The following is a 23,476-nucleotide window of genomic DNA, read 5'->3' as shown; positions in this document are numbered from 1 at the left end:
TGGGCTCCGGATGCGGCTACGATAGTGCACCCGTGGCAAAAAATGGCGTTTCGCGCTCTCGGGTGGAAAAAATTGCCATACTCGGACGCGTGACTGAGGCGAACCGGTTCCAGACTAGCCCCGCGCTCCTGGTGGATCTGGGCAAGACGAAGACGGCCGCCGCGGTGTCGCGCAGCGCTGTCTCCCGTCGCGACCTGCCGAGTGCCGCCGGTGCGCCCGGGCTGAGCACCCCCGGCGGTCTGGCCGCCGCGACCGCCGCGATCGTGGCGGTTCGCCCGGCGGATCCGATCGCAGCAGTCACTGTCGGTGCTGCCGGCGCCCTCGCTGCCCCGGAACGCAGCGCCGAGTTGGCCGCCGCCCTGCCGTCAGCGACCGGTGCCACACACAGCGCCGTGACCAGTGACGCCATCACCGCTCATCTCGGCGCGCTCGGCGGCGCACCCGGCGTGGTCCTGATTGCCGGCACCGGTGCAGCGGCCGTCGCGGTCACCCGCAACGGAGCGGTCCACGTCTGTGACGGCGCCGGGCCGGAGCAGGGGGATCGCGGCAGTGGCGGATGGCTCGGCCGCGCCGCGCTGGACCTGATGTCCGACGGTCAGGCGCAGGTCGGCGTACGTGCGGTGGTGCTCGACGTGCTCGGACCCGACTGGCCGGCGCTCGCAGCACGCACGGATGCGGCGGCGGCCGCTGAGCGCGGTCGCCTGGTCCCTGGCCTGGCGCGCGCCTGGGCGGCCGGGGACGCGCAGGCGGAGCAGTTGTTCCAGCAGGCGGCGGACCAGTTGGCGGGCACGGTGCGCGAGGCGATCGGGTACGACGATGCGGACCAGGTCGCGCTGATCGGCGGTCTGAGCGGGCTCGGCCGCCGATTCCTTGACCTCCTGGCCGCGAAGGTGCCCGACGTGAAGTGGATCAGGCCCGCGGGCGACGCGCTCGACGGGGCTGCACTGCTGCTCACCCGCCAGGACCTGCCGCACGAATCCGTCGTCTGCAGGAGCGCCGCATGATCATCGCCGGCAGTATCTCCGGGACCTCGATCGACGGGATCGACGTCGCCGTCGCCGAACTCACCGGTATCGAGACCGGCGCCATCACCTTGCGACCGATCCACGCGGCCACCTACCCCTGGTCGGACGGAATTCGGGACCGTCTGCTCGCGGCCCTGCCGCCAGGATCCTGCGATGCCGGCGAGTTGTGCGAGTTGGACGTCCGCTGCGGCCAGGAGATCGGCGCGGCGATCTCGCTCGCCGTGCGGGCCGCCGGGGTGGCGGCGGATCTGATCGTCAGTCACGGGCAGACGATCTTCCACTGGGTTCGCCCCACGGGGGTGGCGATGGGGTGCATCCAACTGGGCCAGCCGGCGTACATCGTGCAGGCCACCGGACTGCCCGTCGTGTCGGATCTGCGCAACCGCGATATCGCCGCGGGTGGGCAGGGAGCGCCGCTGGCCGGCACCATGGACGGCCTCCTGTTGCGCTCCCTGCCCGCCGGGTCGGCCCTGCTCAACCTGGGGGGCATCGCGAATGTGACCGTGTTGCAGGGTGATTCGGTGTTGGCGTTCGACACCGGCCCGGCCAACTGCCTGATCGACCTGGCCGTGCAAGCACGCACCGGGCAGGCCTACGACCGCGACGGCTTCCTGGCCGCGACCGGGACCGTGGACATCCTGGCGCTGACCGGGCTGCTGAACGACCCGTACTTCTCCCTCGAGCCGCCCAAGTCGACCGGGCGGGAGCATTTCGACCGTGAGTACGTCGCGGCGCACCTGGCCGGATTGAGTCCCCTGAGCGACGCGGACCTGGTGGCGACGCTGACCGAGTTCACCGCGGTGACCGTCGCAGATTCGCTGCGGCCGTTCGGGATTCGCCAGTTGTACGCCTCCGGGGGCGGAGCCCAGAATCCGGCGATGCTGGCCCGGATCGAACATCACCTCGGTGCGCCGGTCAGCACCACCGCCGCTCTGGGACTCGACCCGGACACCAAAGAGGGCTATCTGATGGCGCTGCTTGGCTACCTCACCTGGTACGGCGTGCCCGGCGTGTTGAGCGGCATGACCGGATCGGCCACGCCCCGGGTGCTGGGCCGGATCAGCCCGGGAGACCAGCCCTTGCGGCTGCCCGAGCCTGCCGAGCCGCCGACCCGGTTGACGGTTACTTAGCCTTCTTGGCCTTCTCGGCGGCGCGCTCCTGGGCCTGTGCCGCGGCCTGCTCGAAGATCGATTCCTTCAACCGCGCGGGCGCGTAGCGGCTGGCCGCTCGCTGCCAGCCGATCAGCACCACGAAGGCGCCGGCTGCCACGGCGATCGTCGGGCCAAGGTGCGCCAGGAACGCCGAGATGACGACCACGATGGCCGGGTGCGCCATCCACAACGCAGCACCACCTCCGCCGGCTCCGGTCGACATTCCGATCAGCGCCGACGGTGGGCTGGCCTTGTGCGCGGAGAGCAGTTGCCCGCCGATCACCGTGAGGGTCAGGGCGAGGGCGTGGGAGACCGCGAGCACCGGTGCGGCCCCGGAGAGCAGGCCGGTCGCCAGGGAGACCACGAGATCCAGCACCAGCAGCGGACCCAGGTGCAGGATCGTCTGCTCCTGCCAGGACAGGCCCAGGATCGAGGGCACGCCGGCGCCGTCGGCCTGCGCCTGATGGCCGCGGGTCAGACCGGTGGCCGACAGGTGCGCCAGCAGATAGAAGACGGGCATGACCAGGGGCGACGGCGCGTGCAGCACCACCGCGAGACTGCCGGCGATGATCGCCGCCAGGTGCGCGACCAGCCACGCCAGGCTGGCGGTGCCGGTGCGACGAAGGCCCGCCAGGTCCGCGCGCAGGATCGTCGCGCGCGGTCCGGCGACCGAGATCCGCTCCGGACGGTGACTCAGACGCAGTTGGAAGACCTGGGTGCGGGCCCGTCGCGAGTCACCGGCGGTCAGCGACATGGTGACGCTCTCGGACAGCAACGACTGCTGCAACACCGCCTGCGCGGGCAACTCCTCCAGCAACGCCGACGTACGCCGAGTGCCCACCGGGCCGTGCCCGGCCACCTGACCGGCCAGCCAGGCCCGCAGGATCCCGGCAGCCGCGATCGCACCGAGCACGATGCCGACCGGGATGACGGCCGGGGTGACGTTGGCCAGGGTCATGCCGATCGGGACGGCCGCGCCGAGGCCGAGGCAGGTCGCGGCGACCACGATGACACTGCCCCGCCAGGAGTTGCGCAGGGTCATCGAGCGCGGCAGGTCGGTGCGCACGATGGTCTCGATGAAGCCGGGCTCGGGCACCGCCGGACCACGGGTGCGACCGGCGCGCCATGCGACCAGGATCGCCAACGCGATCACCGCGATCGGGATCAGCGTGGCGATGACCGGGTTATGGTGCACGAAGGTCAGGGTCTGCGGCCACTGGGTGAAGACGTAGTGCATCAGCACCGACCCGTAGATAACACCAACCAAGCCCAGCACGTAGGCGGCGAAGAGGGATCCGGACAACGGGTTGCCCTCACCCTTGAGCCGGAACTCGTAGGCGTCGGCCAACCGATGTTTGTCCTCGCGGAGTTCTTCGGCGCTCAGCGTCATGCGGAGCCGTCCTGGCTCACGCGCCGCCCGCCCTGCGGGAAGTGTTCGATGCGGGTCGCGACGCTCTCGGCCATCACCGGGTCGTGACACACCCACACGATCGAAGAGCCCTGTTTGCGGCGCTCATCGAGCACCTCGGCCAGCATCGCCCGGCGGCCGGCGTCCAGTCGCTGCTCCGGCTCGTCCAGCACCAACAGCGCGCTGGGTCGCAGCAGCGCCATCGCCAGCTCGGCCAACTGCCGCTGACCGGAGGACACCTCGGACAGGTAGCGGTTGGCCAGGGACAGGATGTCCAGGCGGTTCAACACGGCGGCGATACGGTCGCCCGCGCCGCCACGGTCGCCGCCCCACGTCTGGTCCACCAGGATCAAATGGTCGGCGATCGTCATGTCGCGGAAACCGGCGATCGGGCCAATCAGACTGGAGATGATCCGCCGGGTGGCAGGGTCGCGCTCGTCGACAGGCTGCCCGTCGCGGGTGACGGTGCCGCCGCTGGGCTCGAGGTTGCCGCTCAAAACCCGCAGGAAGGTCGTCTTGCCGGCACCGTTCTCACCCAGGATGGCGACGTTCTCGCCGGGGCGCACCCGCATGGTGGTCGGCGGCAGCATCACGTTGTCGCCAACCTTGCAGGTGACGTCCTTGGCGAGGAACTCGGTGAACGTCGGCGGGTGGGCGACGTTGGTGCCGCCGGGCAGCGCGGGCACGGTCTTCTCAACCGCGGTCTTCTCACCCGCGGCCGGTGCGGCGGCGTTCTTGGGCGGCGTCTGCGCCGGACCCTTCTGCGCCGGACCCTTCTTGCGCGCCATCTACAGCCACCCGACGTTGTTGTGCAGCAATGCGTATCCCACGAAAGCCACGGTATCCAGGATTGTGTGCGCGACCACCATCGGCAGCACGCGGCGTACCCGCAGATAGACCAGCCCGAAGATCAGGCCCATGATCAGATTCCCCAGGAACCCGCCGAACCCCTGGTAGAGGTGGTAGCTGCCGCGGACCACCGCCGAGGTGATCAGCACGGCCGGTAGTCGCCATCCGGCCTGCGTCCAGCGGGTGAACAGATAGCCCAGCATGATGACTTCTTCGACGATGGCGTTCTGCGCCGCGGAGGCGATCAGCACCGGCCAGGACCACCAGGTGTCACCCAGCCCGGAGGCCACCACGGTGGTGTTGAAGCCCAGGTCGCGGGCGATCACGTAGAGCGCCAGGCCCGGGATCCCGACGCACGCGGCCAGCAACGCGCCCAGCGACAGGTCGAACTTCGGCCGGGTCAGATCGAAGCCCAGGTAGCGCGTGGCGCTGGTCATCTCCCGACCGAGCAGATGGATCACCAGGATCGCCGGCACGAGGGCCAGGGCGATCCCGACGACCTGATAGATGAAGTCGAGCCACTGCTGTTGGGCCTGCGAGGTGTTCAGCGACGAACTCTGCTGGTTCAGGCTGGTGTTGGTCTGCGCCGCGACGACCAGGCGGCGGATGATCGACAGCAGGCTGTAGATCGCCGACGCACCCAGGCTGAGCAGCAGCACCAGGACGGTCTCGGTGGTGAGTTGACGCTTGGTGAGGGGCGTCGGGGGCACGCTCATCGGCGTACGCCATAGGTCTGCCACCCCGGCCGGGCGCTCGCGGATCGTCACGATCGATCAGCGTACGGCGGTCGACTCACCTTCTACGGAACCAACCACGACCGTGGGTGCGGTGCTCCGCACCCTCGCGGTAGATCTCCAACACCATTCCGGGGTCGAACTCGATCCCCGTCACGTCGCGGATCACGGCGAAGATGAAGTCCTCATCGACTCCCCAGTCGGGCATCCGGTAGCGCGACTCGATCGCCAAGGGCGTCCCCTCGTCCTGGCTGACCGCACCCTCGATCGACATCCACCGCCGGACGTGTTCCCCGTCGTGCAGGGTGAAGCCCCAGACGCTAGCGGTGCTGCCGAAGACGGTTTCCAGCACGCGAGTGTGGGGAGTCACCCCGTCGGGGACGCTGAGAGCGCCGCCCCACAGCTGGGTCCAGGCCCCCTTGGTGCCGACGAAGACCTCGCCGGGATCGAGCTCGGCCATCTCGAGGTTGCTGTGCTCCCCGGTGGGGTGCAGCGGGCCGAGCAGTGCGGCCGCCTCCTCGGGGGAGGTGCCCTCGACGAAGACGGCCATGAAGTTCCAGCTCATCCCGACAAGCTATCCGCAATCGGACAGTTCGCTACCGGTCGCTCCTAGTGCGCTGCGCGCCAGATTGTTTAACGCTTGGGATGCGTGAAAGCCCTGGTCAGGGGCGGAGCGCCTGGGCCAGGACCTTCAGCGCAGCCCATCTAGAGTGGTCGGGTGCCGACGCTCTACCGCCACCCGCGCATCTGGACCGGTGACCCGCAGCAGCCCTGGGTGACCAGCTTGTTGGTCGATGGCGAGCGCATCGTGTCTTCCGGTGACGTCGATGAAACCATTGATCTGCCAGGGGAATTGGTGATCCCCGGGCTGCACGACGCGCACATCCACACCGGCTGGATGGCCCGGTCGATGGCCGATGTGGATCTGCGCCCGACCCGTTCGTTGGAGGAAGCGCTGGCCCGGATCGCCGCTCACGCTGCGGCACGGCCCGCCGGCGAATGGTTGTTCGGCGGGTGGTGGGACATGAACCTGTGGACCCCGAGCGTGTGGCCGGACCGGTGGGCCCTCGACGCTGTCAGCGGTGACCATCCGATCGCCCTTTCCAGCCGTGACGGCCATTCCATGTGGGCCAATTCCGCTGCGCTGCAAGCGGTTGGCATCACCCGTGACACTCCCGACCCCGAAGGTGGCGCCATTGACCGTACGCCGGACGGCGAGCCCACGGGGCTCCTCCGGGAAGCCGCCGGGCGGGGCTTGGAGGCCCTGCAGACCACGGACCTCGGTGGCGACCTGGCCGTGTTGCTGCCGCGGCTGCAGGAGCATCTGCTGTCGCTGGGCGTGACCGCGGTGACCGACATCGACGGTGAAGACGTGCGCGCGGCCTACCTGGCGATGGCGGCCGCGGGCACCCTCGACATTCGCGTGGTCAAGTGTCTACCGGTCACCGCTCTGGACGTCGCGATCGCGGATGGCCGCCGCTCCGGGGACGGGGACGACTGGGTGCGCACCGGGCCGATGAAGATCTTCAGCGACGGGGCTCTCGGTTCGCACAGTTGCGACATGCACCACGGCTTCCATGGTGACGAAGACAACCAAGGCATCGAGGTCACGGACTCAGATCTGTTGTGGGAGTTGACATCTCGGACTACGGCCGCCGGCATCGCGGTCACGACCCATGCGATCGGCGATCGGGCCAACACCCGTGTGCTCGACGTCTACGAACGGCTCCGGCACATGGGCGTGACCCTCCCACTGCGGATCGAGCATGCCCAGCACCTCCGGCCGAGCGACGTACCTCGATTCGCCGACCTGGGCGTCATCGCCTCGGTCCAACCCACGCACGCCACCAGCGACATGGACCTGGCCGACGATCTGCTCGGCGGTCACGACGTGCTGCAGTACCCCACCCGCACGTTGCTCGACGCCGGCGCACTGGTCGCCTTCGGAACGGATGCGCCGGTCGAGCTACCCGACCCGATGGCCACGCTCTACGCGGCGGTCACCCGCCAGCGCCGCGACGGCACACCCCCCGACGGCTGGCACCCCGAAGAACGCGTCACCTTGGACCAGGCGATATCCGCTCATACGACCGGATCCTGGCTCGCCGCAGGCGGATTCACCGCCGCGGGTCGGCTCACCGAGGGTCAGCTGGCGGACTTCGTGGCGCTGGACACCGACTTCTTTGCCGCGGACTCACCGTCGGCGATCAGCCAGGCACGCGCCGTACGCACCGTGGTCGGCGGCGTCACGCGCTGGTCGGCCTGACGCCGGTCACAGGTCGAGCGCGACACAGGTTTCCAGGGCTGCCTCGATGCTGCGCATCCAGCCGTCCTTCAGCCGCGAGTTCTTCTCGTCGTAGAGACTCGCGCCGTCGACCAGGTTGCTCGAGCATGCACAGATCATGCCTGCTCGCAGGCCCCGAAGCCGCGCCACGACGTACATCGCGGCGCTCTCCATCTCGACGTTGAGGATCCCCAGCTCGCTCAGCGACCGGATCCACTCCGGCCCCTCGGCGTAGAACGCGTCGTCGGTCGCGTTGATCCCGAAGTACACGTTCGTCGAGGTCCCCGACACCAGCCGCTGAGCCTGCTGGAGCAGGTCGAGGGCGATGGCCAGGTCGGGCACCGCGGGGAATCCCGGATGCGCGTACGCCGCGGTGGTGCCGTCGTTGCGCAACGAACCTTCGCTGACGAGCAGGTCACCCGACTCGATACCGGGTTGTAGCGCCGCACTGCTGCCCACCCGGATGACGGAGGTAACGCCTACCCGGGCCAACTCCTCCACGGCGATCGCCGTCGACGGACGCCCCACCCCCGACGAGCACCGCGGCTCGGTCTCCGCCGCGATGAACGGGATCACCCAAACTGCTGCCCTGGTCGGTCTCCCGCTGGGACCGCTGCTCGGCGACCTGCTGGGAATCCGCGGGGCCCTGGTCGCAATGGGCGCGACGACCGTGCTGCTGTCGGGGGTCCTCGCGGTTCGCCTGGCCCGAGTCGTAGCCGGCGAAGACTCGGAAATCCGCACTAGCTCGGAAATCTCAGCTTGAAATCTCCGAGATAGTGCGGATTTCCGAGCTAGTGACGCACGCGGCGCTAGATCGTCACGTGCGCGTCCGTCGGCTCCGCCAGGGCACGCCGCCGGGCGATCACCGAGTTGACGATGGCGGCGATGATGAACGAGATGCCTACCGCGCCGATCACGAATTCGCCCAGGTGCCAATGGATCGACAGCAGCAGCATGATCGCGAGCGCCCCGATGGCCCAGTGCGCGCCGTGCTCGAGGTACTTGTACTCACCCAGCGTGCCGTTGTCGACCAGAAAGACGGTCATCGACCGCACGTAGAGCGCACCGACACCCAGGCCGAGCATGATGATCAGCGGATCGGGAGTCACCGCAAACGCACCGATGACACCGTCGAAGCTGAACGTCGCGTCCAGCACCTCCAGGAACATGAACATCGAGAAGGCCGCCTTGCCCGCGAGCAGCACGGTGTGTCCGGCCGAGCGATCCGCTGCCTCCAACTCGGCGGTCCGTGCCGCGTCCCGCTCCTGCAGGACCGAGGACAACCCGTTGACCAGCAGATAGATCACGATTCCCAGCAGCCCCGAGAACAGCACCGTGGTGTCCTCGGAGTCCGGGACCAGGAACTGCACGACCAGCAGCAGGATCGTGCCAGCAACGGCCACGGACAAGGTGGAGAGCCGGCCCAGCTTCTGTAGCGGCCGCTCGATCCAGGACAGCCAGGTGATCTCCCGCTCACCGTCGAAGAGGAAGTCCAGGAAGAGCAGCAGCAGGAACATCCCACCGAAGGCGGCGATCGCGGGATGCGCATCGTTCAGCAGATCGGCGTACGACCCCTCCTGATCCACCGAACCCTTCTGCAGCGCAAGGTGAACCGCTTCCACCGGGGTGACGCCGCCGGACAGGCAGACGATCACGAAGGGGAAGATCAGCCGCATTCCGAACACGGCAATCAGGATCCCGACGGTCAGGAACATCCGCCGCCAGAAGTGATTCAGCCGCACCAGGTACTTCGCGTTGACCGCGGCGTTGTCGAAGGAGAAGACGATCTCCACCAGGATCAACACCGCGGTCAGGTAGACACCGGCCCACGAGTCGTAGAGGAACGCGATGATCAGCACCGCGAGGGTGATGATCAGGTCAATACGGAAGTGTTTGAGCGCCTTCACGAGGTGATCTGCGGGGAATCCCCTGCAGAAGAGGACGGCAGGTCCTGCCCGCTCTGGCGCATCGAGCGCTCCATGTACGGCTTGGACCGCTCGATCTGGGTCTGCAGGGCACCGATGGTCTGCTGCATGTTCTGCGCGGCCTGCACCCGGAAGGTGTCGATCTCGTCCATGGCCTGGAACACGTTGTCGAACGCCTTCTCCAGCTTGTCGACCTCGATCGTGCTACTGGCGGCCTGCTGCTGGATCTGCACACCCTGGGTCTTCAACTGCTCGGACGTGGCCTCGATCATCGAGGAGGTCGTCGCGTTCAGTGAGGAGATCTGGTCAAGCACCAGCTTCTGCTGCGACAGGGCCTGGGAGGTGATGACCGCCGTACGCAGCGCCGACACGGTGGTGGTCTGCGCACGGTCGACGCCACGGATGAGTTCCTGGTTGTTCTTGCGCACCAGATCCAGCGCCAGGTAGCCCTGCACGGACACGGCCATCTGGGTGGCGATGTCCTGGCGGCGCTGGCGCACCGCGAACAGCACGTCGGACTGCAGCGTGTTGGCGTCATCAGTGCGCCCGGCGGCCTGCAACTCACCGACCTTGCGCTGCACTTCGCCATCGAGTGCCGTTGCGAGCTGGTTGTATTCGCCCAGCTTCTGCATGGTGTTCCACATGTTCGTGCGCTCGACATCGATCGAGGCGTTGTCCTTGCGCAACTCGTCCTGACCGGAGGCCAGCGAGCGGATGATCGCGTCCAGGTGGGACTGCGCGGACTGGTACTTGGCGAAGTAGTGGTCGACCTTGTTGCCACCGGGCAGCCACTTCAGCAGCTTCTTGACGCCGGTCAGGTCGGCGCGGTGCGGGTCCAGATCGGTGACGGTGTTGCGCAGGTCGACCAGCGTCTTGGCGACCTTGCCCTGCGGGCTGCTGTCGTCCATCTTCGCGGCGGGGCGCTGCAGCATCCGGTTGGACACCTCGGAGGAGCGCTTGATGTCCGAATCACCCATCAGGATGATCGAATTGACCTTCTCGGTGAACGCTGGCGACTTCATGTCGATGCTGGTCAGGTCGTTCACGAACGCCTTGGCGCGCTCGTCGATCTTGGCTTGCGCCTCATCGCTGATCGGGACGGCCTGGACTGCCTGCTCGTCCTTGACGACCGCGACGGCGGCCGGCGGCTCGAGGGTCAGCGCGGTGGAGGTGACGGGGGCTACGTCGGGGATGACCGGCGCCGGGGTCGGCTCGACGGTCGCCACCGGGGCGGCCGGTGCCGCAGCCGGGGCAGGCGCGGCAGCCGGAGCGGGCTCAGCGGCCGCCGCCTGCTGGGGCTCTTCGGGCGTGGGGGCGTCAAGATCGAGACTGGACATCAGGGGTTCCTCCTTGTGCGCCCTCGTCGGCGCGATTCGACTGCGCCCCACTCTAGGGAAGGCAGACGTTGACTGTCAGGACCAACGACTATCAGGCCGGTGCTGGTTCCCCGGCGTCGTCGCCTTCTTCACCAGCCACCAGCGAAGCCACCTCGGCCTGCGTCTCGTCGGTCACGGCGTACTTCGTCTTGTAGATCTCCGTCAGGGCGACACAGGTCGCCCCGATCGGCACACCGAGCAGCGCGCCGGCGACGCCGAACAACTGCCCACCCAGCACCGCGGCACCGAACGACACCGCCGGATGCAGATCGACTGCCTTCGCCGAGATGTTCGGCTCGATGGTGAGGTTCTCGATCTGCTGGTAGACCAGCGCGTAGGCCAGCACCCACACGCCATTGGTCCAATGACCAGAGGTGAGACCGACGATGACCGGCAGGATGATCGAGATGTAGGTGCCGACATTGGGCACGAACTGTGCGACCAAACCGGTCCACAACGCCAGCGGCAACCAGTACGGCAGGTCGATCAGATAGAACGCGACGGCACTGCACGCGGAGTTGATCGCGGCCAGCACCACGCGCGCGGCCATGTACCCGCCGACCTTGATCTTCATGATGTCCCAGGCGGCGAGGAAGGGCACCTGCCGGTGCGGTTTCATCCGCGAAGCGCACCAGGTGCGCAACTGGGGCATCGACGCGGAGATGTAGAAGGCGAAGAAACCTAGGACGAACAGCCCGAGGAAGCCCGAGACGATTGAGGCGATGAGTCCCAGTACGCCGCCCGCGACGTTCTCGGCGTACCCCGCCAGATCCGAGTTGGACAGGTCCAGGTTCTTCAGCAGGGTGTCGGCCGACATCGAGGAGCCGCTGATCTTGTTCCACCAGGACAGCACGTCATCGGTGATCGACGGCACAGCCTTGATCAGGGAGACCAACTGGTCGATGAAGAGGTTGCCGAAAACCAGGATGAACACGACGACACAGATCACCGCGATCACCATGACCACACCGGTGGCGACTCCGCGGCGCATCCGCTGGCTGAGTTTGGCGACCGCCGGTTCCATCGCGAGCGCCAGGAACCAGGCGGTGATGACATTGATGATCAGGCCGGAGCCGCGCCAGACGATCAGACCGACCAACGTGCACAGCAGCGCGATGCCGACCACGAGCCAGGCACGACGCCAGAACGGCCGGTCCGACTCGTCCGAGAGCACCTTCAGATCGGCCATGGACCAAACCTAGAGGTCAACCCCGCACAGTTTCCAACAGCCGCAGCCACACTTCGCTGACCGTGGGATAGGACGGTACGGCGTGCCAGAGCCGGGCGAGCGGCACGCGCCCCACGATCGCGATGGTCGCCGCATGCACCAATTCGGCAACGTCCGGGCCGGCGAAAGTGGCTCCGACGATGAGGTCTCCGTCGATCACCAGGCGGGCCTGCCCGGTGTAGCCGTCGCCCTGCAGCGAGGCGCCGGCAACGGTGGCCAGGTCGTAATCGACCACGCGGGCATGGGGTGCCTGCGCTGCGGTCAGACCGACGGCCGCGACCTGCGGGGTGGTGAAGACGACCTGCGGGACGGCCCCGTCGTCGGCGAGATCACGGAATTCGTCGCCGTCGATCGGCCGGCCGGTCGCGCGGGCCGCGATGACCGCTCCGGCGATGCGGGCCTGGTACTTGCCCATGTGGGTCAGCAGCGCCTTGCCGTTGACGTCGCCGACCGCGTACAGCCACGGCTTGCCCGGTACGGACAGGTGCTCATCGACCCGCAAATAACCATGGTCCGTGCTCACGCCGACACAGTCGAGAGCCAGATCAGCGGTGGCGGGAGCCCGCCCCGCTGCCACCAGGATCTCGTCCACCTCGACCCGGCGATCGGCGTACGTGATGGTGACCGGCCCGCCGTGGAGGTGCCCGACACCGGTCTGGCGCGCGTCGGAGCGGCTCACCGAATCGATCGATGAGTTCAGGACTACCTCGATTCCCTTGTCCCGCAGTCCTTTCAACACCAGCTCGGCGGCGAAGGGCTCGACTCGTTCGAGTGGACGATCGCTGCGACCGATCAGGGTCACGTCCGCTCCGAGTGCGGCCAGCCAGGTCGCCGCCTCGCAGGCGACGACACCCAGACCGAGGATGGCGATGCGACCGGGCACCTCGTGCAGGTTCGTGGCGTCGCGGGAGGTCCAGGGGTACGCCGCGCGCAGACCGGGGATGTCCGGCACCACCGCCGTCGTGCCGGTCGCGATGACCACCGCATGCCGGGCTCGGACCGTGTGCTGGTTGCCGTCTTGGTCGGTGATGGTGACCGAGCGTTCCCCGCTGAGGCGGGCGGTGCCGCGCAGGACGTGGATGCCGGCGCCCTCGGCCCACGCCACCTGACCGGAATCGTTGAGGTGCGAAGTGAAGTCGTCACGTCGCAGCAAGGTCTTGGCGAGGTCGGGGTGCACGTCTCCGGTCAGCGGCAGGGCGTGCGCCGCGTCGGCCACTTCCACCGGACGCAACAACGCCTTGCTCGGCATGCATGCCCAGTACGAGCACTCGCCGCCGACAAGTTCCCGCTCGATCAGGACTGCGGTGCGATCGCTGCCCTGGATCGCGTACTGCGCAGCGTTCTCTCCGGCGGGCCCACCTCCGATCACGACGACGTCATAGTCCTCGTGCGGCGCGGGCTCGGTGGTCATAGATCAACGCTAGCCCCCTCGCGGGTCTGGATACGTGTGTCGGGTTCGCGTCTTCGAAAGCCGCCACACCCATCCAAAGTCGGGTCGGGGCTGGGGGTCCTTACGAGCGCGGCGTGCGGTGCAACAGGCGACCGAGCAGACCCGGTGCGCGCTCGGCGTACTCGGGAGCGCCCAGGGCGCGCAGGTCGCTGCTGACGCGGGCGAGGTCGCGGTCCGCGAAGGCGAGGTGGTCGTTGTGGCTGTAGCTGTTTCGTGTGCTCATGGATCCAGCGTGACGCCGCAGACCGATTAGCACCAGCGATTCTTTCTTCACAACTATTCAGTTCTGCTGTACGTTCGACGGCGTGATCGACGTCCACCGACTCCGGGTCTTCCGCGCAGTGGTCGCTAGCGGTTCGGTGCAGGCCGCAGCGACCAACCTTGGCTACACCCCGTCCGCGATCAGTCAGCATCTGACCGCGCTGCAGAAGGAGACGGGGCTGGCCCTCTTCGCCAAGGACGGCCGCGGGATCGCACCGACCCCAGCCGGGCGGGTCCTGGCCGAGCAGAGCGATGCGGTGATGGCGCAGTTGTCCCGGTTGAACGGAGTCGTCGACGATCTGCGGGAAGGCCGCACCGAAACCCTCACGATCGCCAGCTTCGCCTCCGCGGGGCAGGTCTGGATGCCGCAGGTGGCGCGGGGTCTGCGCGATGAGTTCCCTGACCTGCAGCTGACCGTCAACCTGAACGAGTTGCCCGGTTCGCCCGCTCCCGACGGCGCTCAACTCGATCTGCGCACCGAGGATCCGGCCGGTCCACCGACGAGCATGCCGGGCTACACCCGCACGCTGTTGTGCGAGGAGGACTACGTGGTGGCGGTTGCGATGGATCACCCGCTCGCACAACGTGATTCGACCCCGTTAGCCGACCTGGCGGTCGAGCGGTGGATCAGTGACACCAGTGGCGCGGACATCTGTGCCCGGATCCTGCGCGGCGCCACACAAGCAGCCGGCTTCACCCCCCGCTACGCCGCGGTGACCTCCGATCATCACTCGTCGTTGGCGTTCGCAGCTGCCGGTATCGGGGTCGCGGTCCTGCCCCTGCTCACCGTCGCCACCCCGCCGCCCGACGTCGCGATCGTGCGGATCAGCGACGCGCCACGTCGGCGGATCGTGGCCTTCGTGCTGGACGATGCGACCACCTCTGCGGCGGTACAGCGAGCCATCGCCCTGTTGCGCACGGTGAGTGCGGGAGACTGACCGGGTGAGCAGCGCGGACCCGCCTCATCCCCGGCAGTGTGGAGACTCAGCTGATCGCCGACAGGTTGCAGCCGTTGCCGCGACTGGTGATGAGTTTCGAAGTGCGGGCCCAAGAGCCTGGGTCGACCGCGGCGGGCGCGCCGGATTCGGGTACGACGTACGCCCGGTAACCGTGTAACCGATCCACCCAGGTGGGCTGGTAACGCTCCTTCGTCGCAGTGATCGTGCCGTCCGCAGCCCGTTCGAAGGTCACGACCACGCCGATTCCGTCCTGGGTCTGCACCGGATAGCCGAATTGCGTTCCCTGGTCGGACAACTCGTTGCCCAGGCCGTAGTTGACGAACATCGCGCCGATCTTGTCGCAGCCCTGCACGACGTGCGGATGGTTGCCGATGATCCAGTTCACGGCGCCGGACTGTCCGATCTGCTGGGCGAGCGCGATGTCGTCGGCGTCGGGGGTGAACTTGAACTGGGTACCCCAGTGCATCGACACGACCACGATGTCCGCGCCGGCCGCCCGGGCCGCCTTCGCATCGGCGATGATGCCCTGCGCACCGATGACACTGAAGAGGTTCTTCTTCAGGAACGGCGCTGCTGCCGGGGTCCCCGTCTGGCTGCCTTCGGCGAAGTTGTCCAACGTGTAGCTGTAGGACAGTTGGGCGATCTTGAACCCGTCCGCGTCGTACCAGGCGGGTTGTCCGGGCTTGCCGTCCGAACTGTCCTGCGGCCCAGCCAGTTGCAGCCCGTTGGCACCCATGATGGCGCGGGTCTGCACCATCCCGGTCAACCCGTTGTCGAAGGTGTGGTTGTTGCTGAAGCTGCACCCGTCGTACCCGGTGGCTTTGATCGCTGGTGCCAACTGATGCGGACTGTTGTGCACGATGCCGTGGCCCAGGTTCGTATTGGTCTGGGTCAGAGGTGTTTCCAACTGGCAGATCGCGACGTCACCCTTGGTGACCAGCGGCTTGAGGCCGATGAGCTGGGGCATGAAGTCGTAGCCGTTGCTGCCGCCGTCGGCCTTCGCCTGGGCGATCAGGCCTTCGTTGGTGAAGATGTCGCCGCCGGCCATGATCGTGACACTGCCGACCGGTTTCGCAGCGGTCGTGCTCGAGGTTGTCGAGGAGGCGGTCGTCGACGACGAAGTCTGAGAAGACGAGGAGCTACTCGCCGCGGAGGTGACGGTCGAAGAGGAGCCGGGGGTCGACGTACCCGAAGGCGTCCCTGAGCAGGACGCCAACGCCAACCCGACGATGGCCAGCCCGGCACCCGCCCGCGCCCGCATCAGCTGATGGCCGTCAGATCGCAGGAGTTACCGGCCTTGTGGATCTGAATCTCAGTGCGGCCGTAGGACGTTGGGTCGATCGCCGCCGAGCCACCGCTCTTGGGAACGACGTAGATGCGGTAGCCGTGGGTGCGGTCGACCCAGGTCGGCTGGTACTTCTCGGCCGACGGGGTGATCTTGCCGTTCGCGTCGCGGGTGAAGGTCACCTCGACGGCGATACCGTCCTGGCTCTGCGGCGGGAAGCCCCACTGGGTGCCCATATCGGACAACTCGTTGCCCAGGGAGTAGTTGACGATCATGTTGTCGATCCGCTCGCAGCCGTGCACGACGTGCGGGTGGTTGCCGACGATCCAGTTGACGGCACCGGATCTGGCGATCTCGGCGGCCATCTGCGCGTTGTCGTCGTCATTGGTCATCTTGTGCTCGGTGCCCCAGTGCATCGACACGATCACGAGGTCCGCACCCTCCGCGCGCACCTTCTTGGCGTCGTCGATGACACCCTGCGCACCGCGCACCATGAAGAGGTTCTGCTTGAAGAACGGCGCGTCGGCCGGCGTGTGCGTCATGTTGCCCAGTTGCAGGTTGTCTGCGGAGTAGGTGTAAGAAAGCTGCGCAACCTTGAAGCCCTTGGCTTCGTACCAAGCCACCTGTCCGCCAGGGGAGTTCGCCGGTTCGTCAGCGCTGTCCAGCGGTCCGGCCAGCTGTAATCCGTTGGCCTTCATGATCTCCCGGGTCTGTTTCATCCCGGCCAACCCCGCGTCGTACGTGTGGTTGTTGGCGAAACTGCAGCCGTCGAACCCGACGTTCTTCAGCGCGGTCGCGAGCTGGTAGGGGCTGTTGTGCCGCTTCTGGTAACCCAGGTTGGTGTTGGTCTTGGTCAGCGGAGTCTCCAACTGGCAGATAGCCAGATCGGCTTTGGAGACAATGGGTTTCAGCCCCGCGAGCATCGGGTTGAAGTCGTAACCCTTGCCGCCGGCATCCTTCTTGGCCTGGGCCATCGGCAGTTCGTTGGTGAAGATGTCGCCACCGGCCATGATCGTGATGCTGCCGGGCGTCTTGTTACCGGCAGCTTCGCTGCTGCCCGCGGAGGTGGCCTGCGACGACTGGCCGCCACCCGACGTACCTGCTGGTGGTGCTCCGTTGTCGTTGCTGCACGCGGCCAATCCGAGGGCAGCGGTGGCGACGAAAACGGGCAATAACGCAGTACGGCGGGTGGGCACCCCACGATGGTAGGTGCCCACCCGCCGTACCCGGGTCAGGCTGCAGCCGTGTCGGTCTCGACGGTCACAGTCGGGTTGATGCGCGACGGCAGCGCGGTCGGCTCGACCCGCTTGCGGCGCGACGGGAACTTCAGCTTCGCGGCCAGGTGGTTCGGCAGCGACAGGCGGATGACCTTCATCCAGGCCGAACCGACCTGCTTGGGCAGCGGACCGGTGACGTACTGCAGGCCGTAGCGCCGGCACACGTCCTCCACCTGGGGGGCGATCTCCTGGTAGCGGTTGCTCGGCAGGTCGGGGAAGAGGTGGTGCTCGATCTGGTAGCTCAGGTTGCCGGTCGCGATGTGCATCGCCTTGGAACCGGAGATGTTGGCCGAGCCGATCATCTGCCGCAGGTACCAGTCGCCGCGGGTCTCCCCGACGATCGAGGTGCGCGTGAAGGTCTCGACGCCCTCCGGGAAGTGACCGCACATGATGACCGAGTGGCTCCAGATGTTGCGGGTCACGTTGGCGATGGCGTTCGCGGCGAGCGTGGTCTTCCAGGCGCCGAAGGGGGCGGCGAGCAGCGGGTTCAGGACGTAGTCCTTGGTCATCTGCTTGCGGATCTTGTTCAGGACCTTCTTGCCGTTGGTCTTGAACACCTCCTTGTCACCCTTGCCGGCCATGACCTTGCCGATCTCCAGGTCGTAGGCGGCGATGCCGTATTCGAACAGGCAGGCGTTGATGCCGTTCCAGAGCGGCTGGAACAGGTAGAACGGGGTCCACTTCTGGTCCTCGTCGACCCGCATGATGCCGTAGCCGAGGTCGTTGTCCTTGCCCAGCACGTTGGTGTAGGTGTGGTGCAGCTCGTTGTGCGAGTGCTTCCACAGCTCGGCCGGGGCGGCGTTGTCCCACTCCCAGGTGGTGGAGTGGATCTTCGGGTCGCGCATCCAGTCCCACTGGCCGTGCATGACGTTGTGCCCGATCTCCATGTTCTCCAGGATCTTGGCGACGGTCAGCCCCGCGGTGCCGACGAAGAACGCCGGCTTCCACTTGCTGGCCAGCAGCACGCCGCGGCTGCCCATCTCCAACCAGCGCTGGGTCTTGATGATGGTGCGGATGTACTTGGCGTCGGCCTCGCCGCGGGTGTCGATGACCGACTGGCGGATGGCGTCGAGTTCCTTGCCGAGGGCCTCGATGTCCTCACGGGTGAGGTGGTCGATCGGGCTGGTTTCCTTGCGCTGCAGGGCAGTCATGGTTGCCTTTCCTTGATTCCGGTACGTCGAGTGGTCGAGTTGGTCAGTTGGCTAGAGGACGATTTCGCATTTCCCGGCGGCCGCCGAGATGCAGGTTTGGACGAGGACGTTGTCTCCGTCGAGGGCTTGGGTGACTTCGCCGGTGCGCAGGTCGCGGACGGCCCCTTCGCGCATCGGCAGGACGCAGCCGTAACAGATGCCCATGCGGCAACCGGACGGCATGAGGACTCCGGCTTCTTCGCCGATGTCGAGGATCGGTCGTGCGCCATCGCACTCGAGTTCTTTGTCGAGTTCGGTGAAGTGGACGGTGCCACCCTCACCGGGTTCGACCAGTTTGGGCCGGAACTGCTCGACGATGAGCTGGTCCCGTCGGCCCTCGCGCTCCCAGTGGGCTTCGAGCATCTCCAACATGCCGGCCGGACCGCACGCGAAGGTCTGCCGCTCCCGCCAGTCCGGCACGAGGGTGTCGAGTTCGACCGGGTCGAGCATGCCGTGGGTGTCGGTGTGCCGTTCCAGGAGCGTGAGCTTGCCCTGCTGCGCGAGGTCGTGCAGCTCGGTGGCGAAGATGACGTCCTCGGGCCGGGGGGCGGAGTGCAACATGACGACGTCGAGGTCCTGTTGGGCGCCGACGGTGTGCCGCAGGATGCCCATCGCGGGGGTGATGCCGCTACCACCGGTCAGCAGCAGAACGGGCTTGTCGAGGTCCTCGGGGATGACGAAGTCGCCCTCCGCCTGCTCCATCTGCACGACCTGACCCTCGCGCAGGTGCTCGTGCAGATAGGTGCTGACGGCGCCACCGGTCAGGGCCTTGACCGTGATGGCGATGTGGCCGTCGGTGCGCGGGCCGGAGGTGATCGAGTAGGCGCGCCACAGCCGGATGCCGTTGATGTCGACGCCGATCCGGGTGTACTGCCCAGGGCGGTGCCCGGTCCAGGTCCGGCCCGGCTGGATGACGACGGTGACGGCGTCCTCGGTCTCGCGGATGACTTGCTGCACCCGACCGCGCAGGACGGTGGACGTCTTCAGCGGGTCGACGAGATCGATGAAGTCTTCGGGCAGCAACGGGGTGGTGAAACCCTTGACCACGCTGAACGCACGCTGCTTCCAGCGGCTCGGCTCAGCGGTCTGCTGCCGGAAGCGGTCGCCGGAGTTGCGCACCGGTTTACCTGACGGCTGCCGGGCGAGAGCACCAGTCTCGGGGCTGGCATCTCCACCATCGGTTCGCAGGAACATCACCACCATGCCAGTCTGCTGCGTTTCACGACGTAAAATCTTGGCCACGCGACGTGAATCTGCGCCGTCGAACTGTTCACGCTGAACAATCATCGGAGGGTCATGCCCACGGAGGCCAGCAGTCCAGCGCTGGGTGCACGGCAGGTGGCGGCGGTCAGTCGCGAGCTGCCGCGGATCGCGGTGCAGTGCGTCGACGCCATCGTGACTGAAGTTCCGGCCTATCGAGCCGCGCTGCGCGGGGAGATGCGCCTCGCCATCGAGCAGGCGGTGCACCTGGCGTTGGCTGGTTTCCTCCGCCTCGCGGCGGGGCGGCGCGTGGGCGATCCCTCGACCCCGATCGACCAATCCCTCGCTGGCGCATACGAGTTGGGTCGCGGTGAAGCCAAGAGCGGTCGACGGATGGATTCTCTGCTGTCCGCCTACCGCGTCGGTGCCCGAACGGCGTGGCGGGAGATGTCGTCGTTGCCTGCTGTGCAGAAGGCGTCCGCGTCAGACGTTGCACACTTCGCCGAGCTGGTGTTCGCCTACATCGACGAACTGTCGGCGTCCTCGGTGACCGGTCACGTAGACGAATTGACCGACGAGACGAACCTGCGCGGACGATTGGCGAATGCGCTTCTGGCGGAACGTGATCCGGCAACGATCGAAAGTCTCGCGGCAGAAACGGGATGGGCGCTGCCAGAGTCCTTGACCGCCGTACTGGTAGCCCCGAACCGATTGTCGATGTTGCTCGGCCGGTTGCCCGATGGGTGGTTGCGGGCCACCGACGATCCGGGCCGGCTCGGGCTGACCGTCTTCCTGGTGCCCGGTGGGCGAGGGCGGTTGCTCAAGGCGCTGGGCGATCGACGCGCGTACGTCGGGTGCACCCGCCCCTGGGTACAAGTCACCACCTCCTACGGCCGGGCCGCGCGCGCCGCGGAGTTGGACGCCCTGGGGGCGTTCGCGACGGTCGACGGGCCGATCGACACCGACGCGCATCTGTCGACGCTGGTGCTGAACTCGGATGTCGGCGCGTTGGCCGACCTGCGCGCGAGAATGCTGTCGCCACTCGCCGAAGAGAACGAGTCCTCCCGGGATCGGCTGGCCGAGACGCTGCGGTCGTGGTTGCTGCACCAGGGCCGGCGTGACGCGGTGGCGGCGGAGTTGCACGTGCACCCGCAGACGGTGCGCTACCGGATGACGCGGATCCGGGAACTCTTCGGCGACTCGTTGGATGACCCGCTGGTGGTGCGCGACCTCGTGATCGCCCTCGGCTGATTCAAGTGCTTGCATCCGTGCTGGAAGCACGCGGCACGGCGGGGACACCGCGATTCGGCGATGCGACCCGGGTGTCGAACTGGGTACTGGCCAACGCCCGTTCGGACAGAGTGATGAGGTCGAGTACTTCTCTGGCGAGATATACGCGAGCCCCTCGCTCGATGGATTTGGTGGAGAGAATCTTGGCTTGATGCAGCTCGTCGAGTCCGGCGCTCGCCGCGGGGAAGGAGATACCGAAAATGCGCGTGAGGGTCGCGGTCGTGACCACCGGCGCTTCCGGTAGCTGATGGAGTAGTCGTGCGGCTGCAGAGTCCGAGCGCGGCACCGGTCGCTGACCGATGCTGGTGCGATAGGCACCCAGGCGTGCCGCCCACTCGTCGCGCAGTGCTGCGATCGCTGTCATGATCTGCTCGGACTGGGCTGCGGCTATTGCTGCGGCGTCGATGAACGTTGCAAGCCACTCGTTGGTTGCCGCAGCAGACGCTGTGCTGCCCGGGGCGCTTTCATGCCGGTAACAGCTGAGGCCGTCGACGTATCGGTCCCGCAACGTCGCCAGCACCAGGCTCACCGGCAGCACCGCTTGCTCGGTCAGGCCGCGGCGCGCGAGCACGGTATGGATGAGGGCTCGCCCGACCCGGCCGTTGCCATCGGTGAAGGGATGGATCGTCTCGAACTGGGCATGCACCATTGCCGCTTGGATCAACGGCGCGTGGGCGGCACTGTTGAGATAGTCGACGAGATCGGCCATCAGGGCGGGCACCCGCGCTGGATCGGGTGGGACGAACTCTGCGCCGACGGGCGACCAGTTCGACCTACCAATCCAGTTCTGCACCGTGCGAATACCGTGATGGCGGGGGTCGTCGGGGAGCAATGACCGATGAAGATCGACGATGTCGTCGACCGTCACCGCATCCCGCTCGACAAGGCGGGTCGTCGCCTCGCGCACGACCGTCATGTTGTTTGCGACGAGTTTCGCCTGTTCACTGATCCCGCGAACGGCCTCGGATTGGCCGAGTTCAGCGAGTGCCACCTGTTGAGCGGATGGAGCGATGCCCTCGATCTGGGAGCTTGCGATCGCTTCCGATCGAAGCAAGAAGCGCGCGATGGCGGCCAAGCCTTCGGCGCCAGCACCGTTCAACGCTCGAGTTCTACGTTCGACGCTCGCCGCATGTCGTGATACTTCGGGCGAAACTGCCAGCCATGCCCCGTTCAGGAGGTCGGGCACGTACCGCGCATACTGTCCTGACCGCTGATCCGCACGCGGCACTCCGGAGTCGAGGTCGGACTCCCAAGGGGCGAACTCCCATGAACCCATCCGATGTTTCCTTTCACCACAGGCCCTCGGATTAAATTTTAGACTACTAACCTTTAACCATGATGCCCGTGATGTAAGGCTCCGCGCGACTTCTTGAGCCGAGCTAGTCGGTCACGCCGCGTCGGCAGCGAGTTCGTAGAAGGCTTTCGCCAGAGCGAGCACAGGCTGGTCGGCCCGGGGCGCCGGAGAAGAAGTAGTCGGCGATCTTGTTGTGGGCGCCTTGGTTATCGCTGACCGCGTCGACGACGGCCTCAGCGAGGTCGGGGCTCTCGGCGAACTGCCGCAGGGAGTTCACCTTCGCCTGCTGCACTGGCTTGACTCATTGGTCACGACCGAGCAGTCGGGAGACATCCACCACATTGTGCCGAAAGACTACCTACAGAAGAACGGCTACCCCGACCGCGCCGACTACAACCAGGTCGCCAACTTCGCCCTGACGGAGACTTCGATCAACATCAGCATCAGCAACAAGCCACCGTCGATCTATATGGCCGAGGTCGACGAGCAAGTGGCTTCCGGCATCCTCAGGCTCGGCGAGATCGTCGACGCTGAGGACCTCGCAAGGAATCTGCAGGAGAACGCCGTTCCGTTGTCCGTGCGCGAGGCCACCGCTGGTAGCTATCCCGAGTTTCTGGATCAGCGTCGCAAGCTGATGGCAGGCACCATCCGGGACTTTTACCGTGCCCTCTGAGCCCGAACAAAGACTCGAGACGGGCGCGACTCAGCCCGCCTCCGGTCAAGCGATCGACGACGAGACCTGGCTCGCGCAGTTCCATCTCGACGCCCAACGCATCTGCTCCGAGGATCTGAATTCGGAAGCAGAAACCTGGTGAACCTGCCCCTTCAAGGACGACGAGGTGTCGAAGTTTGACATCGTGGAGGAAAGTAAGATCAGCTGAAGCGAGAGCGCCATGGCGGCCATCACCATCCGGAATCTGCCCGACGAGACCCACCGAGCTTTGAAAGCGCGGGCGCTCGCCAACGGGCGTAGCACCGAGGCGGAAGTCCGCGCCATTCTCAACGACGTCGCCAGCGGGATTGCCGATGCCGGCCTCGGAACGCGGATACACCGGATCGCCGCAGCAGCAGGGGGATTCGATCTCAATATCGCGCGGAGCTCCACTTCCAGCGACCCGATCGACGTCTCGTGATCGTCCTCGATACCAGCATCGTTTCCGAACTCATGCGGCAGGATCCGGACGCGAGCGTCGTCGACGGGGATTGGCGATCAGTGACTCCGAAGCGTTGATCGCCGCCACTGTGCGCGCACACCGTTTCCAGATCGCCACCCGAGACGTCAGACCGTTC

The 23,476-nt window shown here is 66.8% G+C and carries 24 protein-coding genes and 1 pseudogene; 10 read left to right on the top strand and 15 right to left on the bottom strand.

The window, feature by feature from the left end; translation table 11 throughout:
• Positions 1–89: 89 nt before the first annotated feature.
• Both DR843_RS16495 and DR843_RS16490 read left to right on the top strand, forming a co-directional pair.
• A complete protein-coding gene (locus DR843_RS16495) occupies positions 90–1,004 on the top strand; it encodes a BadF/BadG/BcrA/BcrD ATPase family protein (protein ID WP_109687565.1) in 915 nt (304 codons plus the stop codon).
• Positions 1,001–2,155, top strand: coding sequence for an anhydro-N-acetylmuramic acid kinase (locus tag DR843_RS16490; RefSeq protein WP_109687563.1), 1,155 nt, complete (start codon positions 1,001–1,003; stop codon positions 2,153–2,155). Before DR843_RS16495 ends, DR843_RS16490 begins: the two co-directional genes overlap by 4 nt.
• Here DR843_RS16490 and DR843_RS16485 read toward each other — a convergent pair.
• The 4 genes and pseudogenes from DR843_RS16485 to DR843_RS16470 form a co-directional block, all read right to left on the bottom strand.
• Positions 2,148–3,566, bottom strand: coding sequence for a hypothetical protein (locus DR843_RS16485; protein WP_109687561.1), 1,419 nt, complete (start codon positions 3,564–3,566; stop codon positions 2,148–2,150). The genes DR843_RS16490 and DR843_RS16485 overlap by 8 nt on opposite strands.
• A pseudogene (locus DR843_RS16480) lies at positions 3,563–4,159 on the bottom strand (ABC transporter ATP-binding protein); the annotation flags it as partial. The gene DR843_RS16485 and the pseudogene DR843_RS16480, both read right to left, overlap by 4 nt.
• Before the next feature lie 213 nt (positions 4,160–4,372).
• On the bottom strand, positions 4,373–5,200 hold the full coding sequence (locus DR843_RS16475) for a CPBP family intramembrane glutamic endopeptidase (protein ID WP_342767191.1): 828 nt from the start codon (positions 5,198–5,200) through the stop codon (positions 4,373–4,375).
• Between the two features lie 25 nt (positions 5,201–5,225).
• A complete protein-coding gene (locus tag DR843_RS16470) occupies positions 5,226–5,732 on the bottom strand; it encodes a hypothetical protein (RefSeq protein WP_109687557.1) in 507 nt (168 codons plus the stop codon).
• A gap of 153 nt (positions 5,733–5,885) precedes the next feature.
• On the opposite strand from DR843_RS16470, the gene DR843_RS16465 reads away from it, so the two are divergent.
• Positions 5,886–7,433 carry an amidohydrolase gene (locus DR843_RS16465; protein WP_109687555.1) on the top strand — a complete coding sequence of 516 codons (1,548 nt, stop codon included), beginning with the start codon at positions 5,886–5,888 and terminating at the stop codon, positions 7,431–7,433.
• Positions 7,434–7,439: 6 nt separating this feature from the next.
• Here the strand turns inward: DR843_RS16465 and DR843_RS16460 are convergent, their stop codons facing one another.
• Complete coding sequence (locus DR843_RS16460) at positions 7,440–7,952, bottom strand: phosphorylase family protein (RefSeq protein WP_245934247.1); 513 nt, start codon at positions 7,950–7,952, stop codon at positions 7,440–7,442.
• Here DR843_RS16460 and DR843_RS20165 point away from each other — a divergent pair.
• Positions 7,915–8,214, top strand: a complete 300-nt coding sequence (locus DR843_RS20165) for a hypothetical protein (RefSeq protein ID WP_170119697.1) — start codon at positions 7,915–7,917, stop codon at positions 8,212–8,214. The genes DR843_RS16460 and DR843_RS20165 overlap by 38 nt on opposite strands.
• 46 nt (positions 8,215–8,260) lie before the next feature.
• Here DR843_RS20165 and DR843_RS16455 read toward each other — a convergent pair whose 3' ends face one another.
• The 5 genes from DR843_RS16455 to DR843_RS20160 form a co-directional block, all read right to left on the bottom strand.
• Complete coding sequence (locus DR843_RS16455; protein ID WP_109687551.1) at positions 8,261–9,358, bottom strand: DUF475 domain-containing protein; 1,098 nt, start codon at positions 9,356–9,358, stop codon at positions 8,261–8,263.
• Positions 9,355–10,713 carry a toxic anion resistance protein gene (locus DR843_RS16450; protein WP_109687549.1) on the bottom strand — a complete coding sequence of 453 codons (1,359 nt, stop codon included), beginning with the start codon at positions 10,711–10,713 and terminating at the stop codon, positions 9,355–9,357. The genes DR843_RS16455 and DR843_RS16450 overlap by 4 nt, the downstream gene beginning before the upstream one ends.
• Before the next feature lie 91 nt (positions 10,714–10,804).
• Positions 10,805–11,941 (bottom strand): AI-2E family transporter, encoded by a 1,137-nt coding sequence (locus tag DR843_RS16445; protein ID WP_109687547.1) that lies wholly within the window; start codon positions 11,939–11,941, stop codon positions 10,805–10,807.
• Between the two features lie 16 nt (positions 11,942–11,957).
• Complete coding sequence (locus tag DR843_RS16440) at positions 11,958–13,391, bottom strand: dihydrolipoyl dehydrogenase family protein (protein WP_109687545.1); 1,434 nt, start codon at positions 13,389–13,391, stop codon at positions 11,958–11,960.
• 100 nt (positions 13,392–13,491) lie between these two features.
• Positions 13,492–13,653, bottom strand: a complete 162-nt coding sequence (locus DR843_RS20160) for a hypothetical protein (protein WP_170119904.1) — start codon at positions 13,651–13,653, stop codon at positions 13,492–13,494.
• Between the two features lie 82 nt (positions 13,654–13,735).
• Between DR843_RS20160 and DR843_RS16430 the strand changes: the two genes are divergently transcribed.
• Positions 13,736–14,629: a LysR family transcriptional regulator gene (locus DR843_RS16430; RefSeq protein WP_109687541.1), complete on the top strand. Its 894-nt coding sequence runs from the start codon at positions 13,736–13,738 to the stop codon at positions 14,627–14,629.
• Positions 14,630–14,675: 46 nt separating this feature from the next.
• Here the strand turns inward: DR843_RS16430 and DR843_RS16425 are convergent, their stop codons facing one another.
• From DR843_RS16425 to DR843_RS16410, 4 genes are all read right to left on the bottom strand, one after another.
• Complete coding sequence (locus DR843_RS16425; protein ID WP_109687539.1) at positions 14,676–15,698, bottom strand: CapA family protein; 1,023 nt, start codon at positions 15,696–15,698, stop codon at positions 14,676–14,678.
• 212 nt (positions 15,699–15,910) lie between these two features.
• Positions 15,911–17,131 carry a CapA family protein gene (locus DR843_RS16420; protein ID WP_146202606.1) on the bottom strand — a complete coding sequence of 407 codons (1,221 nt, stop codon included), beginning with the start codon at positions 17,129–17,131 and terminating at the stop codon, positions 15,911–15,913.
• Positions 17,132–17,166: 35 nt separating this feature from the next.
• On the bottom strand, positions 17,167–18,363 hold the full coding sequence (locus tag DR843_RS16415; protein WP_109687535.1) for a fatty acid desaturase family protein: 1,197 nt from the start codon (positions 18,361–18,363) through the stop codon (positions 17,167–17,169).
• Positions 18,364–18,414: 51 nt separating this feature from the next.
• On the bottom strand, positions 18,415–19,605 hold the full coding sequence (locus tag DR843_RS16410) for a ferredoxin reductase (RefSeq protein ID WP_245934164.1): 1,191 nt from the start codon (positions 19,603–19,605) through the stop codon (positions 18,415–18,417).
• 93 nt (positions 19,606–19,698) lie between these two features.
• Between DR843_RS16410 and DR843_RS16405 the strand changes: the two genes are divergently transcribed.
• On the top strand, positions 19,699–20,853 hold the full coding sequence (locus tag DR843_RS16405) for a PucR family transcriptional regulator (RefSeq protein ID WP_109687533.1): 1,155 nt from the start codon (positions 19,699–19,701) through the stop codon (positions 20,851–20,853).
• Between the two features lies 1 nt (position 20,854).
• On the opposite strand, the gene DR843_RS16400 is transcribed toward DR843_RS16405, so the two are convergent.
• Positions 20,855–21,808 carry a Fic family protein gene (locus DR843_RS16400; protein WP_245934246.1) on the bottom strand — a complete coding sequence of 318 codons (954 nt, stop codon included), beginning with the start codon at positions 21,806–21,808 and terminating at the stop codon, positions 20,855–20,857.
• Between DR843_RS16400 and DR843_RS20635 the strand changes: the two genes are divergently transcribed.
• The 4 genes from DR843_RS20635 to DR843_RS20815 all read left to right on the top strand — a co-directional run bounded on the left by DR843_RS20635 (position 21,731) and on the right by DR843_RS20815 (position 23,319).
• Entirely contained in the window at positions 21,731–22,030 is a 300-nt protein-coding gene (locus DR843_RS20635) for a hypothetical protein (protein ID WP_245934250.1), read from the top strand. The two genes, DR843_RS16400 and DR843_RS20635, sit on opposite strands and share 78 nt — an antisense overlap.
• Positions 22,031–22,379: 349 nt before the next feature.
• Entirely contained in the window at positions 22,380–22,859 is a 480-nt protein-coding gene (locus DR843_RS16395; protein ID WP_109687529.1) for a DUF1524 domain-containing protein, read from the top strand.
• Positions 22,849–23,001 (top strand): hypothetical protein, encoded by a 153-nt coding sequence (locus DR843_RS20155; RefSeq protein ID WP_170119903.1) that lies wholly within the window; start codon positions 22,849–22,851, stop codon positions 22,999–23,001. Before DR843_RS16395 ends, DR843_RS20155 begins: the two co-directional genes overlap by 11 nt.
• 78 nt (positions 23,002–23,079) lie before the next feature.
• On the top strand, positions 23,080–23,319 hold the full coding sequence (locus DR843_RS20815) for a FitA-like ribbon-helix-helix domain-containing protein (RefSeq protein WP_109687524.1): 240 nt from the start codon (positions 23,080–23,082) through the stop codon (positions 23,317–23,319).
• Positions 23,320–23,476: the final 157 nt, after the last annotated feature.

Origin of the sequence: Branchiibius hedensis, assembly GCF_900108585.1 — a bacterium.
Taxonomy (GTDB): Bacteria; Actinomycetota; Actinomycetes; order Actinomycetales; family Dermatophilaceae; genus Branchiibius; species Branchiibius hedensis.
Note: the sequence above shows the minus strand (reverse complement) of the source record. Positions and strands in the feature narration are given on the sequence as shown.